General features: G+C 36.0%; 15 protein-coding genes and 1 pseudogene. All 16 read left to right on the forward strand.

Features of this window, described 5'->3' with window-relative positions; genetic code table 11:
- Positions 1 to 118: 118 nt before the first annotated feature.
- Entirely contained in the window at positions 119 to 520 is a 402-nt protein-coding gene (locus DK441_RS07970; protein ID WP_109098245.1) for a hypothetical protein, read from the forward strand.
- 172 nt (positions 521 to 692) lie between these two features.
- Positions 693 to 1700, forward strand: a complete 1008-nt coding sequence (locus DK441_RS07975; protein WP_109098246.1) for an NAD(P)-dependent oxidoreductase — start codon at positions 693 to 695, stop codon at positions 1698 to 1700.
- A complete protein-coding gene (locus DK441_RS07980; RefSeq protein WP_109098247.1) occupies positions 1697 to 2710 on the forward strand; it encodes a glycosyltransferase in 1014 nt (337 codons plus the stop codon). The genes DK441_RS07975 and DK441_RS07980 overlap by 4 nt, the downstream gene beginning before the upstream one ends.
- 94 nt (positions 2711 to 2804) lie before the next feature.
- Complete coding sequence (gene cobM, locus DK441_RS07985; protein ID WP_109098248.1) at positions 2805 to 4661, forward strand: precorrin-4 C(11)-methyltransferase; 1857 nt, start codon at positions 2805 to 2807, stop codon at positions 4659 to 4661.
- Entirely contained in the window at positions 4658 to 5392 is a 735-nt protein-coding gene (locus DK441_RS07990; RefSeq protein WP_109098249.1) for a precorrin-6A/cobalt-precorrin-6A reductase, read from the forward strand. The genes cobM and DK441_RS07990 overlap by 4 nt, the downstream gene beginning before the upstream one ends.
- A gap of 218 nt (positions 5393 to 5610) precedes the next feature.
- Positions 5611 to 6708 carry a cobalt-precorrin-5B (C(1))-methyltransferase gene (locus tag DK441_RS07995; RefSeq protein ID WP_109098250.1) on the forward strand — a complete coding sequence of 366 codons (1098 nt, stop codon included), beginning with the start codon at positions 5611 to 5613 and terminating at the stop codon, positions 6706 to 6708.
- Complete coding sequence (locus DK441_RS08000; protein ID WP_109098251.1) at positions 6705 to 7418, forward strand: hypothetical protein; 714 nt, start codon at positions 6705 to 6707, stop codon at positions 7416 to 7418. The genes DK441_RS07995 and DK441_RS08000 overlap by 4 nt, the downstream gene beginning before the upstream one ends.
- 67 nt (positions 7419 to 7485) lie before the next feature.
- Positions 7486 to 7938 (forward strand): tRNA (cytidine(34)-2'-O)-methyltransferase, encoded by a 453-nt coding sequence (locus DK441_RS08005; protein WP_109098252.1) that lies wholly within the window; start codon positions 7486 to 7488, stop codon positions 7936 to 7938.
- Positions 7939 to 7995: 57 nt separating this feature from the next.
- Complete coding sequence (locus DK441_RS08010) at positions 7996 to 9660, forward strand: VWA domain-containing protein (RefSeq protein WP_109098253.1); 1665 nt, start codon at positions 7996 to 7998, stop codon at positions 9658 to 9660.
- A gap of 164 nt (positions 9661 to 9824) precedes the next feature.
- Positions 9825 to 11120, forward strand: coding sequence for a cobyrinate a,c-diamide synthase (locus DK441_RS08015; protein ID WP_109098254.1), 1296 nt, complete (start codon positions 9825 to 9827; stop codon positions 11118 to 11120).
- Positions 11111 to 14857 (forward strand): cobaltochelatase subunit CobN, encoded by a 3747-nt coding sequence (gene cobN, locus DK441_RS08020; RefSeq protein ID WP_109098255.1) that lies wholly within the window; start codon positions 11111 to 11113, stop codon positions 14855 to 14857. Before DK441_RS08015 ends, cobN begins: the two co-directional genes overlap by 10 nt.
- A gap of 149 nt (positions 14858 to 15006) precedes the next feature.
- Positions 15007 to 15642, forward strand: a complete 636-nt coding sequence (locus DK441_RS08025) for a transglutaminase family protein (RefSeq protein ID WP_109098593.1) — start codon at positions 15007 to 15009, stop codon at positions 15640 to 15642.
- Positions 15643 to 15867: 225 nt separating this feature from the next.
- The gene (locus tag DK441_RS08030) at positions 15868 to 16683 is read left to right on the forward strand and encodes a helix-turn-helix domain-containing protein (RefSeq protein WP_109098256.1); all 816 of its coding nucleotides are present in this window, start codon (positions 15868 to 15870) and stop codon (positions 16681 to 16683) included.
- Between the two features lie 76 nt (positions 16684 to 16759).
- Complete coding sequence (locus DK441_RS08035; RefSeq protein WP_200822837.1) at positions 16760 to 17257, forward strand: VOC family protein; 498 nt, start codon at positions 16760 to 16762, stop codon at positions 17255 to 17257.
- Positions 17258 to 17415: 158 nt separating this feature from the next.
- Positions 17416 to 17844, forward strand: a complete 429-nt coding sequence (locus tag DK441_RS08040) for a hypothetical protein (protein WP_109098257.1) — start codon at positions 17416 to 17418, stop codon at positions 17842 to 17844.
- A 16-nt stretch (positions 17845 to 17860) separates the two neighbouring features.
- Positions 17861 to 18006, forward strand: a pseudogene (locus DK441_RS08045) (DUF2200 family protein); the annotation flags it as partial.

The following is an 18006-nucleotide window of genomic DNA, read 5'->3' on the forward strand; positions in this document are numbered from 1 at the left end:
CTAATTTTTTTTCAGTATGTGATTTGCTCGTTTTTGATAAAATTCACGGTTTCCAGTGTGTTCTTCACTTCATATAGTGTATACTTTTGTGTCTAAGTATTAGGAAAAGAACATGATTATGAAAAAAAATAAACTACTTAGTTTACTGGTGATTGGCGCTGCTGTTCTATATTCTTATAGAGAGGATGGTGATATGTCCAAACTCGACATCAAAAAGATAGAAATAGAAACAGAGGTAGAAGAAACCAACAGTGTTATAAGTACTATTTCTTCTGAAAAATTACTTACAAATCATCTTATTTTAGAAGATATAGATACAAAGAACATTTCATTACAGAATGTTGAAATTATTATTGATAAAGCAACAGAAACTAACGATAATAATAGGTGTGTCACTTATAAAAACATTTTATTGAATGAGGGTTATTGCTTAGGATCAGACTCAGAAGACTTGATCGAATCACTCACAAATACTCGCATAACACCATTTCTCATATTAGATTATCGTTATAGACTCTAGAATCATTAACGTTTGGTTGTAAAGCCTGTTATATAAGAGTGTAAATAACAGAAAGCTTGTTTCAAGATCTATTATAGATCTTGAAAATAATTCATTTTAAACAAAATCTGCCCCATATATGATCAATTTATGTAGGTTTGCCAAATGAAACGAGCATTAAAAATTTAAACGTGTGAAAATAACTTCACTTGTAACTGGCGGAGCAGGATTTATAGGTTCGCATGTGGTCAATCATTTACTAAAACAAAATCACCAGGTTATAGTTTTAGATGATCTTTCTGGAGGAGATAAAGAGAATATAAACCCAGCCGCACTATTTTATGAAGGGTCGATACTAGACGTTACCTTAATACATACTCTTTTTGATGAGTATAAGTTCACTTATGTTTATCATTTGGCTGCCTATGCGGCAGAAGGGTTAAGTCATTTTATTAGAAATTTCAATTATCAGAATAATCTGATCGGTAGTGTTAATCTGATTAATGCATCAGTAGCTCATAAGGTAAAATGTTTTGTTTTCACCTCTTCTATTGCAGTCTATGGAACAAATACATTGCCATTGGTAGAAACACAATTTCCGCAACCAGAAGATCCGTACGGAATAGCAAAGTATGCCGTAGAATTAGATTTAATAAATGCACATAAGATGTTTGGTATGGATTATATCATTTTTAGGCCTCATAATGTATACGGAAGACATCAAAATATAGGAGATAAGTATCGTAATGTTGTAGGGATATTTATGAATCAGATTCTAGAAAATAAACCGTTAACTATTTTTGGAGATGGTAAGCAAACCAGAGCTTTTACACATATTGATGATATTGCACCTTATATTGCTAATTCGGTAACAGTACCCGAAGCATATAATACAGTTTTTAATATAGGAAGTGATACAGTTTACTCTGTAAAAGAGCTGGCAATAGCAGTTAGTAATGCAATGCAATCAGAACTGAATATAGAGCAATTAGAAAAACGGGAAGAAGTGACTCATGCCTATGCTAATCATTCAAAATTTGATACTGTTTTTAACCCCAAAAAACATATAGATTTAGAGAAAGGGCTTTTAGAAATGGCCAAATGGGTAAAAACTCATGGGGCGCGTTCTAGTAAAGAATTCCAAAACATTGAAATAACAAAAAAGCTACCGAGTTCCTGGAGAAAACCTTTAAAGCAATGACAGATCAACCACTAGTTACTATTGTAATGGCCGTTAAAGATACGGCTCCCTATTTGAGGGATTGCTTAGATTCTATTTTGGCACAAACGTATCAAAATTGGGAACTTATTGCGGTAAATGATCACTCATCTGATGATAGCCCAATAATTTTGCAGGAATATGCTGAAAAAGACTCCAGAATTCGATTTTTTAATAGTGATAGCCCTAAATTAATCCCAACACTACAAGTAGGATATGCAGAAACCAGAGGAATGTTGATTAACAGAATGGACTCTGATGATAAAATGCCAGCGTATAAAATAGAAGTACTTGTAGAAGAATGGAGTAAACATGGAAAAGGAACTGTGATTGCAGGAGGAACTGAGCATTTTGTTGATGAGGGAGTTGTAGGTGATGGGTTTCTTAAATATGAAAAATGGCTTAATGAAGTTGCCAGAACAAGTACTCACTATCAAGAGATTTATAGAGAATGTGTTATCCCATCTCATTGTTGGTTACTACACAAAGAGGATTTTGATGCGGCAGGAGCTTTTGATCCGATTGTATATCCCGAAGATTACGACCTCTGTTTTCGGTTTTACAGATTAGGTTTAACAGTGGTAGGGATTGATAAAATTCTACATCACTGGAGGGATCGATCTGATAGAATCTCACGTACCTGGGACGAATATAAAGACAATCGATATTTTGATCTTAAGCTACGCTTTTTTTATGAATTAGATAGAGATAAAACACGACCTTTAGTACTGTGGGGCGCAGGGAAAAATGGTAAAGATATGGCCAAACTCTTGCAATCTTATGATGATAAATTTCATTGGGTATGTGATAATGAGAGAAAAATAGGAAAGGACATCTATGGAGTACGATTAGAGCATTATGACAATGTCAAAATGCTCGAGAATGCTCAGATAATTATTGTAGTAGCATCACCAACAGGGAAAAAGGAAATAGAAGAATTACTCCTCTTATGGAATAAAAAGCCTGTTGTTGATTTTTGGTTTTTTGCATAACAGATATGCATAATCTTAATAAACATTTTTTAAGACGTTAATAACCTAATATCTTTGCGTCGTAGGAGAATTTAATAGCTTTTTCAAAAAACACATGTCAGAACACACTATAAAAGTTGCAATACTCTGTTTTACAGATCAGGGATTGTCTATTGCTAAAACCTTGCAAAAAGAATTTTACCGCTCTAAGTTGTTTACAACAAGAACAGTAGAAGCGAGTAAAGATATAAAGCAAATCAATTCGGTATCAGAGTTGATAGAAGGCTTATTTCATAACTATGATGCATGGGTTTTTGTCGGAGCATTAGGGATTTGTGTGCGTAGTATCGCCCCACATATCAAGGATAAAGCAAGTGATCCTGCTGTGATTAATGTTGATGATCAGGGAAAATTTGTACAAGCTGTACTTAGCGGTCATATTGGTAAAGCCAATACACTCACAGCCCAAATTAGTAGAATCTTAAATGCGCAGGCGGTGCTATCTACATCTAGTGATTTGCAAAACCTATGGGCACTGGATACATTGGCAGAAACCTATGGATGGAAAATGAAAAGTTCTATTCCTGTAAATAAGATCATATCACTGTTTGTGAATAGGAAATCTACAGCATTAGTGTTAAAAGTTAAGAATAAAGGAGTTCAATATCTGGAGAAAACCTATCCGGATTTTGTAGATATTTATTATGATCAGGGAGATTTTGAACATAGCAATTATGAATTAATACTATATGTGGGTTATGAACTTATCGTTACAGAGACTCCTCTTCTTTCTTTCTACCCTCCTTGTGTGGCATTAGGTAGTGGGTGCGCAAAAGGTATAGAGCCTCAACTCCTAATGAAAGGATTAGAGTCTGCATTAGAAGAACAGCATATCGCGATAGAAAGTATCTACGCTATAGGATCTGCAACTATTAAGAATGAGGAACAAGCATATCTTGATTTTGCAGGGTATTATAATATTCCTTTTATTACCTATACAGGCGAAGAACTTAATACCATTACAGTTGCCAACCCTTCAGAAGTTGTAAAGAAAAAAGTAGGTGTTTATGGTGTTTCTGAAGCCGCTGCGGCATTAATAGCAGGTCAATCAACATGGTTGGTCGAAAAAACAAAAGCGCTCACATCGTCTGGTAAGAAATTTACCTATGCATTAAGCTTGTCGGCCAGATATGAGCGTAAAGCAAGTATTGCAATTGTAGGCGCAGGATCGGGAGATCCAGAATTATTGACCTTAAAAGGGCAGTACATTCTAGAAAATGCTGATTGTATTTTATATGCCGGGAGTTTGGTGCCAGAAGCTTTGACGCATATGGCAAAAGAAGGCGCATTGGTGCGTAATTCTGCATCGATGACCTTAGAAGAGCAAATAATGATTATTGATCAATATTATGAACAAGGAAAATCTATTGTGCGCTTACATTCTGGAGATCCTTCTATATATGGGGCAATACAGGAGCAGATGACTATTTTTGACGAAAAAGGATATGATTATTATATCGTTCCGGGAATTTCTTCATTTCAGGCGGCAGCTGCGTATCTCAAATCAGAATTTACCATTCCCGAAGTAGCACAAACTATTATCCTTACCCGAGGAGAGGGAAATACACCAATGCCAGAACACGAAAAAATTGCAGATATGGCAAAATTAAGAGCTACCATGTGTATTTTCTTAAGTGTAGGCATCGCTAAAAAAATACAAGCACAACTTCTGGAACATTATCCAGAAAATACGCCATTAGCGATATTATACCGTGTGAGTTGGGAAGATGAAGAAGTATGGACAGGTACCCTCTCTGAACTAACTACTATCATCAAAAAAAATAAGCTAACTCGTACGGTGCTTATTGTAGTTGGCGAAGCTGTAGGTGCCCGTAAAAACAGATCGTGGTTATATGATGATAAATGGCACCATATCTTTAGAAAAAAAGAAAAAGAAATTCAATCTTCATGATACTCGTTTTTGGAGGCACTACGGAAGGGAAACAAGTCGCCAGAATATTGGATGAACTAGAATATCCGTATTACTATTCGACCAAAACAAGAGTGGATTATGAAGGGAAAGGAATTCCTATAGATGGAGTAATGACAACTTCTCTCTTAGAGAATTTTTGCAAGAAACATGAGATTACACATATTATTAATGCTTCTCATCCTTTTGCAGTGCAATTGCATCAAATGATTGCAGATATTTCGATCGCATTGCCTTTAATACGTTTTCAAAGACAGTTTTCTCCAAGAATACTAGATCAAAACGTATTTTATGCAGATAGCTTTGAAGAAGCGATACGCTATTTTAACAAAAATAAGTATAGTTCATTACTGGCACTTTCGGGAGTGCAAACTATTGCGAAATTACGATCCTACTGGAAGAATCACCTTACCTGGTTTCGTATTTTGGATCGGGATAGCTCTAGAGCGATTGCCGATGAGGCTGGATTTCCAAAAACAAAGTTATTATTTGGATATCCACAGTCTAAGGCCGCCGAAATGGAGTTATTTACCAAACTATCTCCAGGGGTAATTTTTACTAAAGAAAGTGGAAGTAATGGAAAACTGGAAGAAAAAATAGCTGCGGCCTTAGCAATAAATATTCCGATAGTCATTCTCAAAAAACCAAAAATTTCTAATCGATATCTTTGTGTAAATACAGAAGCAGAGTTGATTAAAATGATTAGTAGATAGAAATTAGTTAAGAATTTCTTTAATGATGGTATTTTGCGTGAAGGATAGTAGTGAAAACCCCGCAGTATTGCCTTCCTGAGCTTGTCGAAGGCTTGACCTGAGCGTAGTCGAAGGATAGAAGATACGAGGAGTTGTAACGAATAGCCTGACCCAAAGGGGGCACGCCACAAAAAATAACTGTATGCTATAAAAAGAGAATTGGTTTAAACTAACAACTATTGAGCGAATTACAAGACATACCAGATAGACCTTTACGAAGAGGGTATACCACAGGAGCCTGTGCCACGGCCTGCGTTAAAGCTGCGTTGTGGAGTTTGGTAACCCAACAGGAGATTACCGAAACACAAGTGCAATTGCCTATAGGTGAAATCGCTACATTTCAGGTTCAATCCAATACGTTAACACAAAAAGAGGCTACATATTCGACAATAAAAGATGCGGGTGATGATCCCGATGTTACTCATAATGCAGAGATCATGGCTACCGTATCTCTTAATAATACAGGAGATATTCTTTTTAAAAGAGGAAAAGGAGTGGGGCTAATTACCTTACCGGGATTAGAAATACCTGTTGGAGAACCAGCAATCAATCCAGTTCCCAGAGATATGATGCGTATCGTTTGTAAAAAGATAATATCAGATTATCAACTCGAGAAAAACGGAGTAACCATTACGATATCGGTGAAAAACGGAGAAGAGCTTGCTAAAAAAACATTGAATAGTCGCTTAGGGATATTGCATGGAATTTCAATATTGGGAACTACGGGTATTGTTACTCCGTTTTCTGCTGCGTCTTATATTGCTAGCATTCAACAAGGGATTGATGTTGCTGTTGCCAATGGCATGACAGCATTATTAATAAACTCTGGAGCACGCAGTGAGAAGATGTTGAGGTCTATATTTCCTAACATTTCAGAAGTATCTTGTATACATTACGGAAACTGGATACAGGAAACTTTTGAAAAGATTGATCAATCTCCCCAGATTACCAAAGTATCTATGGGGATTATGCTAGGAAAAGCAGCAAAATTAGCACAAGGTAGAACGAATACACATAGTGGAAAAGCAACATGGGATAAAGATTTTATATACCAGTTGGCTATATCAGCAGGATATCCAGAGGAAATTGCTAACAAAGTTTTAGCATTAAATATGGCAGGACGTCTTCGGGAAATTTTTACTTTTACAGCCCAGGAAAATTTTTATCAAAAACTAATAGAAGAATGCCATTATCATTGTCAGAAAATAGCACCAAATGTAACGATTGCTATGTATCTGATTAATAACGATGGAACTCACATATCATACACTATATGAACATCATGAATCTCGCCCGTCCTCTGATCGCAGGAGTTTTACATTCTTTTGAACCGGATCATATGTCGGCAGTATCCGTACTTGCGGCAGAAAATGCTATTCAAAAAAAGAAAGTATCTTTTAAAACGGCATTCACAGCATCTCAATGGGCATTAGGACATTCGGTAACTTTGTTGATGTTTGGAGGAATTGCGTTAGTATTTAGAGCTGCCTTACATGCTTTTGTAGAGAGTATCTCTTTTTGGGCAGAATTTTCTGTCGGTCCAATTATGATTTGGCTAGGTGTAATGGCTATTCGAAGAAATCATAAGATTAATGAGATGATGGCAGATCATAAAAAAATAGAAGCGCATGAGCATGTAGCTAATAATCCTATTCATTTGCATGGAAAAAGAGGCGAAGAAATTGCTATGAATCCTATTAACAGGTCGTTTTGGATAGGGATGTTACATGGATTGGCAGGTACAGGAGGTGCGCTAACCTCTGCACTAATAATTAGTGCAGACACAATCTCTGATGCTATCCTGATATTAATAGTAGAATCTATCGGGATTATCTTTTCTATGGCAGTATATAGTTATGTACTAATCTTTACCATGAGCCGTTTTATAGAGCGTAATATGTCTATATTTAAATGGATGAATGGTGTTATTGGTATCATTTCGATAGTCGTTGGATGCATTGTATTACAAAGTGTACTTTTTGAATAACCTTAAGTATACTAGTTACTGGCATATATTGCTTATAAGTGATTGAAGAGCGTAGATATAATAAAGAATGGCATATAATATTGTACTTGTAGAACCAGAAATCCCTATGAATACGGGTAATATAGGTAGACTTAGTTTAGCATCGGGATCAAATTTACATTTGGTAAAACCATTTGGGTTTGAATTAAGTGATTCGAGATTAAAAAGAGCTGGGCTAGATTACTGGAAACACATCTCGGTATATATGTATGATAGTATAGATGAATTTTATGTTATAAATAAAGGTAAAAACATGGTATACCTATCGAGCCATGCAAAAAAAGACTACTGTTCTATACCCTATGAAGATGATCTATTTTTTGTTTTCGGAAAAGAATCTACTGGTTTGTCAAAAACTATAACAGAAAAATATCCAGATCAACTCTATAAAATCCCAATATACAGTGATAAGGTAAGAAGTTTAAATCTGGCTAATGCAGTGAGTATTGTAGTCTATGAAGGGATAAGAAATATTAAATAAATAGATCTTAGCTACATTATAGAATTCCGTATTTTTACCAATCATACAAAAATACAGATGAAACCAAAATATACCTATCCTTTTACTGCTATCCCCGATCAGGAAGATCTAAAATTATGTTTGTTACTCAATCTGGTAGATCCAAGTATTGGAGGAGTGCTGGCAACCGGTGATAAAGGTACTGCCAAAACCACTATGGTAAGAGGGCTTAGTCAGTTGATGGGAGAAGATTTCCCATTTGTTAATTTACCTATTGGCGCTACCGAAGATCGGGTATTAGGGAGCATTAACCTGGAGGCATTGATTAACCAGAAAACTACGATTGTAGATAAGGGGTTATTATCGCAGGCACATCAGGGGTTTTTGTATATCGATGAGGTGAACCTCCTCAATGATTATCTAATGGATGTATTATTAGATGCTTCGGCAACAGGAGGGTATCACCTGGAGCGTGAAGGAATCTCACAATGGATGGATAGTCGTTTTTGTCTTGTTGGTACAATGAATCCAGAAGAAGGAGCCTTGCGACCACAGTTACTAGATCGATTTGGATTAAGTGTTACCATCCAGACTCCCAAAAAAATAAAGACACGTACCAAAATTGCAATGCAACGTCTTAGTTTTGATAATGATCCAATAGCATTTTATAATCGGTTTCAAGAAGAAGAACAGCAGGTTAAACATCAGGTGATTTTGGCCAAAAAGATACTTAATGCTGTAATTATTCCAGAATCGATACAAGAACAGTGTGCTACATTAACTATAGCTAATCAGGTAGAGGGAATGCGTGCAGATATCTTACTTTTAAAAACGGCAAGAGCATATGCAGCATTTTATAATGAGAAACAGGTAACTGAAGCAATGGTAGATCGTATAGCACCTTTTGTATTACAACATCGTGCAAAAGAATATACGCCTCCAACAGATCAGAATAAAGAAAACCCTTCTGATACAGAAAATTATACTCCCAAGGAAGAAACGGCACCTCAAAACGAGCAAAATAATACAGCATTTCAATTGCCAAAGGCTGTACAACAAGGATTGAAATTTTCGGCTTCAAAGGCAACTAAAAAACAAGAAGTCCTTTTAGATACTCAACAGAAATTATATTCAGTAGCATATCCGGCAGAACGACAACAAGAAATATCAGTACTGCAATCTGTAAAAGAGTATCTAAAGACAGGGAAATTTACAACAGTATATAAACAAGCAACAAAGAAAGCAGTAGCACGAATTATATTCCTGGTAGATACCAGTGCTTCTATGGCGCTAGATCAGCAAATGGCATATTTAAAGGGAATCATAGAGAAAACAATTACATCTTATCCTCTGCAAAAAATCCAGTATGCTATAGTTGGCTTGCAGAATACTACAGCTAAAGTTATTCAGGGATTTACAGCCAACACCGAACAAATTTTGAATATAAATCACGAATTAAAAACAGGAGGAAAAACGAATTTGGGAGCTGCTTTTTTTAAAGTATATGAGTTATTGCGATCTGTAAATACACAAACAGTACAACTATTTGTTTTTACAGATGGAAAAATAAATGCGGGAGCAGAAAACCCATTTCAGTACGCGGTTTCTACCTATAAAAAATACCTGGCGAGGATTCAAAAAGCTACTGTTATTGATACCGAAACAGGGTTTGTACGATTAGGTAAAGCCAAACAATTAGCACAACAACTAAAACTGAAGTACACTATAGTTTCTGATTTTTAATGATGTAAATAATTATGTGTATAGAAATATACAAGTATAAAAAAGAATGTCCTTCGACAAGCTCAGTATGACAATGAATCGACTAAATTACGCCAATACAAAATTTATAATCTAATCTCTAACAGCGAAGCGATCTAAAATCTCAATTCTTTTTAAACCACCATATGTCCAAAGCATTTTTAATAGCTGCTCCGTGGAGTAATTCGGGAAAAACAACACTTACATTAGGGATGTCTCGTTGGTTTAGTAACAAGGGAAATACCGTACAAACGTTTAAATGCGGACCCGACTATATTGATACGATTCATCACAGTACTGCTGCCCGAAAATCAGCCGTAAATTTAGATACCGTGATGATGCCTGAGGAGCATGTGAAAACCGTTTTCGAACGGTATAGTGCGTCTGCCGATATTAGTATTGTAGAAGGAGTGATGGGATTGTTTGATGGTGCAGTAAAGGATAAGGGAAGCTCGGCAGCGATAGCTAAATTATTGGATATTCCGGTAATCTTGGTGGTTAATGCCAGTGCTATGGCATATACTATTGCTCCAATCTTACACGGGTTAAAAACGTTTGATCCCAAAGTTAAGATCGCGGGTGTTATTTTTAATTTTGTAAAAACAGCATCACATTATGCATTCCTTAAAGAAGCATGTGATACTGTGGGGATTCTATCTTTAGGATACATTCCGCCGAATGGGGAAATTGCAATTCCCTCACGCCATTTGGGATTACATATCGATGGTACTTTTGAAAATGTTATCGAAAAAGCAGCCTCACATATTGCAGCTCATGTATCATTAACTACACTTTTAGAATGCGCAAAAATAGTCCCTAAAATAGATCAGGAAGCATCAGTTATTATAACTTCTGAAAAAAAATATAAGATAGCGATAGCAAAAGATGAGGCATTTACATTTACCTATCTCGAAAATCTAAAATGGCTAGAAGCTATTGGAGAAATCCTATATTTTAGTCCAATTCATGACCAGAAACTCCCTGAAGCAGATATGATTTATCTGGCAGGAGGGTATCCTGAATTATATCTTGAAATGTTATCTGATAATATCGCAATGCGAAATCAGTTAAAAAAAGCTGCTGATCGAGGAGTAAAAATCCTGGCAGAATGTGGTGGGATGATGTATCTGGGAAATACCATTATTGATGAAGAAGGTAAAGAATATGATATGGTAGGGATATTTCCGTTTCGTACATCTATGCAAAACAAAAAATTATCTTTAGGATATCGAAAAGTAGTGTACAAAGGATTAGAAATTTGGGGGCATGAATTTCATTATTCTAAAGTGCTAAATGATGATATCATACCCACTGTAGGGCAAGTATTCTCGGCAAGAGAAAAAGAAGTTACCACAAAAATATATCAATATCAAAACGTATATGCCAGCTACATTCATTTGTACTGGGCAGCGTTAGAAGAACCTATAGACTTATGCATCTAATCGCAACCATACCCGGAGGGTGGAACCCCAATGATGATGGTATTTTTTATATCGATCAGCAACCGGGAGATATTGTATTTCTGAGTGCCGGAGATACCGAAATTCATACTTTAAATGAGGCGTATAAGGGACTATATAAAGCAGAAGGAGATAAATTGCCTAGTTTACGAATGACCAACCTGGTATATCTCAAACAAGAATTGACCATAGATACTTATCTTGAAGAAGTATTAAGTAAGGCCAAAGTCATTGTTTGTAGTATGCTGGGAGGAATCAGCTATTACAAATATTTAGTTGAGTCTCTGGTGAGTTTACAAGAGCAAACGGGTAATACGATATTGTTTTTACCAGCTCATGAACCTGATTTTGAGTTAATGCAATTGTCATCTGTCGATATACAAATTGTACATCAGTGTCGACAATATTTACAGGAAGGAGGAAAAGAAAATGCTGTTGCTTTATTCAATTATTTACGAACTCGTTTCTTTGATATACAACTTCCGATTGTACCTGCTATAGGTATTGCAGAGGTGTTTTTATATACTACAGCGTTAGGAATGACTACTCAAGAAGTTTTAGAAAGTACTATAGATGCCTCTAGACCTAATGTGGCATTATTGGGATATCGCACCCATTTTCTATCTGATAATATGGAGCCGTTACATGCGATGAGTACAGCGCTTCAGGAACGAGGAATGAATGCTTTTGTGGTTTTTGCAAGTAACTTGCGAGATCCTAAATTATTAGATCAGGTACAAGCATTAATGACTCATAACGGGGAGCGTGATGTGCATACCATTATCAATACTACAGGATTTACGATCAAACCCATGGATGGTTCAGTGTTTATCTTCGAAAAACTTAAAATTCCCGTTTTGCAAGCCATATTTTCTACTGCTAATAAGCAAGTATGGGAAGAAGGACTCTTTGGATTACCGCCTACAGATATTGCTATGAATATCGCCTTACCCGAAATTGATGGGCGAATTATCGGTCGAGCGGTTTCGTTTAAAAAAGAAATTAGTAAAGATGCACTTACCGATAGTTCTATTTTAAAATACGAAGCCCATATTCCTGCCTGTGATTTTATGGCAGAATTAGCCCAACGATGGGCTGCATTACAGTATAAAAAGAATATAGATAAAAAGGTAGCGGTCATTTTACCAAATTACCCCAATAAGGACAGTCGTCTTGCAAACGGAGTAGGTCTCGATACACCCGAAAGTTGCATTGTTTTATTAGATACCCTTAAAGCCGAAGGATATAGTGTAGGAGAGCAACTACCAAAGAGTGGTACAGAGCTAATGCATTGGATTACACAAGTAACCACTAATGATGTTACGACCACGATGACCCGGCCGCATGCATTGACTTTTGATCGAGCAGATTTTGATATATGTTTTTCGGCATTATCTTCAGCATTACAAGATAAAGTAACAGCGCAATGGGGGACACCAGAAGATGATCCGTATTATACCGGTGATGGATTTATAGTATCTGGATTCTTATTGGGAAATATCTTTGTGAGTATTCAACCTTCCAGAGGGTATAATCAGGATCCACAGGCAATCTATCATTCTCCTGATCTGCCACCAACCTATCAATATCTGGCTTATTATTTTTGGTTACAACAAAACTATCAGGCAGATGCCGTGATCCATCTAGGAAAACACGGAAACCTGGAGTGGTTACCCGGAAAAAGTGTTTCACTAGATCCCGAAACTTGCTTTCCTGCAGCCGTATTTGGCGCATTACCACATTTTTACCCGTTTATTATTAATGACCCGGGAGAAGGAACACAGGCAAAACGACGCAATCAAGCCGTGATCATAGACCATTTAATTCCACCGATGACCCGAGCAGAAAGCTATGGTAGCCTAATGAAACTAGAGCATCTGGTAGATGAATATTATGAAGCTTCTACCTTAGATCCCAAACGTTCGCGTGTATTAGAAAAGGAAATTGCTGATCTGGTTACCCAAACCAAGCTCAATGTAGATTTGGGAATCGCCTCAGATGATGTAGATGAGTTATTAGTCAAATTAGATGGGTATTTGTGTGAATTAAAAGAAGCACAAATCAGAGATGGACTTCATATTTTTGGAAAAGCCCCTGTAGATGAACAGCTCATAGATTTGTTAATAGCATTGCATCGCGTACCAGGATATCAACAGGAAGGAATCACACAAGCACTGGCTAAAGATTTGGGAATTACCAAAAACATTCTTGAGGTTGCCTATACAGAACCTATGGAGTTGACTATTGAAGGTGTTTTTTGTAAAACGACAGGACACGTGATTCAACAATTAGAAAGTATTGTAAAAAGACAATTGATTACGTATTTAGAAAAAGAAATCCTTGCCGAAGAATATCCTGTCTTAAACAAGATGTTACAATATGTCAAATCTACAACTTTGGTTGCGGTGCAACAGACTACAGATGAACTACGATATTTATTAGGTGGCCTTAATGGATGCTATGTTCCTTCTGGGCCGTCGGGAGCACCAACACGAGGTCGATTGGATTTGTTGCCTACCGGTAGGAATTTTTATTCTGTAGATGTACGTACCATTCCAACTGAAACGGCCTACCGTTTGGGAGAGAAAAGCGCACAGCTGATTATTGATCGATATTTGCAGGAAAACGGGGATTACCCAGAAACCATTGGAGTTTCGGTATGGGGAACCTCTACCATGCGTACAGGGGGAGATGATATTGCACAAGCATTTGCATTAATGGGAGTACGCCCGTTATGGAAAAATGCCAATCGCAGAGTTACCGATTTTGAGGTAATTCCCTTAATAACATTAGGAAGACCCAGAGTAGATGTTACATTACGGATCTCAGGGTTTTTTAGAGATGCATTTCCCGATGTGATCAATCTGTTTAATGCGGTGGTAACGCGTTTGGCAAATCTGGATGAACCTTTAGACGATAATCCCATCAGAAAACGGTTTTTAGCAGAACAATCACAGTGGCAAGAGCAAGGATTACCACAAGAAGAAGCTTCGCAACGTGCTTTATATCGTGTGTTTGGTTCTAAACCGGGAGCATACGGAGCAGGGCTGCAAGCCGTAATCGATGAGAAAAACTGGCAAACCCAGGAAGATCTTGCCAAAGTATATATCAATTGGAGTGGATATGCCTATGGCAATTCTAAAAAAGGAGTTTCTGCGCATGAATCGTTTCAGTATCGATTGCAAGCGATGCAGATCGTAATGCAAAATCAGGATAACAGGGAACATGATATTTTGGATAGCGATGATTACTATCAATTTCATGGGGGATTGGCCAATGCCGTAAAAACTGTAAAAGGTAATGAAGCTGAAATCTATTTTGGAGATCATTCCAGACCAGAAACGCCCAAGGTAAAAACACTGAAAGAAGAATTACTAAAAGTATACCGCTCACGGGTAATTAATCCCAAATGGATTGCCGGAGTACAACGGCATGGGTATAAAGGAGCTTTTGAGATGGCTGCCACTTTAGATTATCTGTTTGCCTATGATGCCACGACAAACCTAATTGATGATTTTATGTATGAAGGGATTACAGAAAGCTATTTGTTAACTCCCGAAAACAAAGAATTTATTACCCAAAATAATCCCTGGGCACTAAAAGATATGAGCGAACGCTTGTTGGAAGCCATACAACGAGGAATGTGGGCAAATCCATCTGATGAAGTTAAAAGACAATTAGAGGAGTTGTATATGGAAGGTGAAGGATTGGTAGAGTAGTAGGATAGACCATATGATAAGTTACCAGATTAAAAATAGTTGATTGAGTAAAAACCGGTAGATTTGTAGATACAATAGTATTTAAAGGACATGTATCCTTTATAACATTGTTAGCCACAAGCACAACAATAAATACAAATAATAGAAAAATGAATTATTTAGAATCTACATATTATTTTGACTATGAAAGTGACGAAATTCAAGAAATCATCTCTGAATTTAAAACAGAATCATTATCCAAAAAAGAAAAGACTATAAGTTTGTATTTGAAAGTTCGTGACTCTTGGAGATATGACCCCTATAATTTGAGCTTTTCAAAAGAGAATTTTAAAGCAAGTACCATTGCTAAAAAATCAAAGGGGCATTGTGTAGAAAAATCTATAATAATGATTGCTTGTCTTCGGGCTTTAAGAATTCCTGCTAGACTTCACTTAGGAAAAGTTAAAAATCATATCGGAGTGGAAAGATTGACTGAGAAATTTGGAACAAACGTATTAACGCCACATGGAATGGTTAATGTTTTTTTAAACGGTAAGTGGCTTAAACTATCTCCTGCCTTTAATAAATCAATGTGTAGAATGTGTAATGTTGCTCCTTTAGAATTTGATGGAGAAAATAATTCATTTTTACAACAATTTAATGACAAGGGAAATCTTTTTATGGAATATCTTGATGATTATGGACATTTTGAAGATGTTCCATTAGAGTTTATGATAAAAAATGTAAAAGAGCATTATCCTGATATTTTTGACACTAAAGAAAATATCACAGAATTCAAATTATAAAAAGCCAGTGGCTAACAATGTGTAAGAAAACATAGGGCTACTAAGCTTAATCGAATGACTAATGTCTTTTTGTAAAATTGTCAAATATAAATTTAGTATCTACACGAAATGATAAGAGCAAAATATTTATATTTGATTTAGTGCCAACCCGAAACATATTGCTTATAAACTACCCTGCGTTTCTTATATGGTACGTTATGTTTCACCTAAGAAAACAAACAGTTAATGAACTATCAAACTTTTCAGCCCCATCCAGATTTAGAATCGCTAATTAGTTGTTATTGGACTTTGGAAGTTCCTGCAACAGAGGATACGCAGAGACAACGAATAATTCCTGATGGCACGATCGAAATGGCATTTATACTTGGAGATGATATAAAACGATATACCACCGAGGATAATTTTATTATACAACCTCGTTCAATGGTATTAGGACAGATCATTGACCCTTTTTATATAGAACCAACAGGATATGTTAACACATTTGCAATCCGTTTTTATCCTTATGGTTTTGCCAATTTTGTAACTACACCAATCAAAACATTGGCAAACAAGGAAACGCCAATTGAAATGTTATTTGAAGAAAAAACTGCTCGAAAATTAGAACAAGAGATAATTCAAGCCACAGATACAAAACAAAGAATAGAGATCATCGAATTTTTTCTTCTTAATAAACTCAGTGAGCAGGTCACGGTCGACAATATTGTTAAAACAACTATAGATACCCTCTTATCAACAAAGGGGAGCACATCTATACGTGATATTCTTAAAAAAGATGTATCCAAAAGAAGACAACTTGAAAGATTGTTTGTAAAACAAATAGGGATCAGCCCGAAACAGTTGGGTAGAGTAATTCGGTTACAAGGTGCCCTAAAAATGTTACTTAACGAAGAAGGAGAAAGTCTTACTAACATTGCTTATAAAAGTGAATACTATGACCAGGCACATTTTATTAAAGATTTCAAGGAGTTTACAGGAATTAGCCCGAAAGAGTTTTTAGGAAATGAAAACATGACGCTTTCTTCCATTTTCTACAAATGAAATAGATCTGTCGCATTTTTACAATTTCGTTTCTCATAGACAGTTTAACTTTGCCGCAATATTTTAATCAATAAGCATGAGGAGAATAATATGTAGTCTTTTTATAGTAATATTAATCTTGGGTTCTGCTGCTTGTAATAGCACAGATAAACCCAAATTAGAGAGACAAAAGAGTGATTCAGTCATAAATCAAAGTGCAAAAGACATGAAAAGTTATATTTCAATTTTTGAAATTCCGGCAACAGATATTTCGCGAGCAATCGAATTTTATCAAGCAATTTTGGATATAAATATTGAGAAAATGGAAATGCCAGGTATGGAAATGGGCATATTTCCATATGAAGAACAAATGGTTACTGGTGTTATTATGAAAGGAGAAGATTTTAAACCCTCTGCAGATGGTGTGACTATATATCTAAATGGTGGAGACAACCTTCAGGTAATCCTTGATAAAGTCGAGAAAAATAGCGGTAAAATCATTGTCCCCAAAACACCTCATGCCGATGAAAGTGGATATTTCGCATTGTTTCTTGATTCTGAAGGAAATAAAATGGGGTTACATTCTCCAAATTGATTACAGAAAAAAGCAAACGCAAAACAAGGTATAGTAACAATAGCGGTTCGGGTACAAACTCGAACCGATTTTGTGTTTAAATAGGTATATTGCTACATAAAAGGAAGTACCTTTTACAAACCATTCCCAAACATTTAAACAGAAATACCAAACTGAATATGCAAATAACATTAGAGTATTGGAATACTTTAGCTAATCAAACTATTCTGATAAGTTCTTTATTGAGCGGATTTTCTATTACAGTAGTTGCTAATCTGTTGGTTTCTGATAAGAAAGATAAACTAACTAATAAAATTTTGAAATCCGCAACATTATCTGCTGGTTGTTTTCTCGTTACTGTATTTGCAATGATGCAAATCTCAATGATAACTACACCAGGAGGATATGTAAAGAATGTTGTTATAAATGACTTTTTAATGCCCAGGATAATTGGGATGTTGACTTTTATGATTGGACTCTTTTCTCTAACAGTTATGATTTCATTATCAGGATGGACCAAATCAAAAAAAGTGGGAATGTTTACAACTATTGTTGGGATAGTAACATTGCTGCTAATTTTTATTACGATGATAAGAATAAACTTTTAATTAAGGATGATACACTAATACTTCCCTTATTACTGATGTAATTTGTGGTTATCGAGTAGAAGACATCGAAAATTTGTTAACACAACACCAAGGTACTTAGACAAACTAGTAGACGAATTGGCAAAAGGGCGTAAGATGGATAAGATTTTTCGAGTTGGATAA

It is taken from the genome of Aquimarina sp. AU58 (assembly GCF_900312745.1).
Taxonomy (GTDB): domain Bacteria; phylum Bacteroidota; class Bacteroidia; order Flavobacteriales; family Flavobacteriaceae; genus Aquimarina; species Aquimarina spinulae.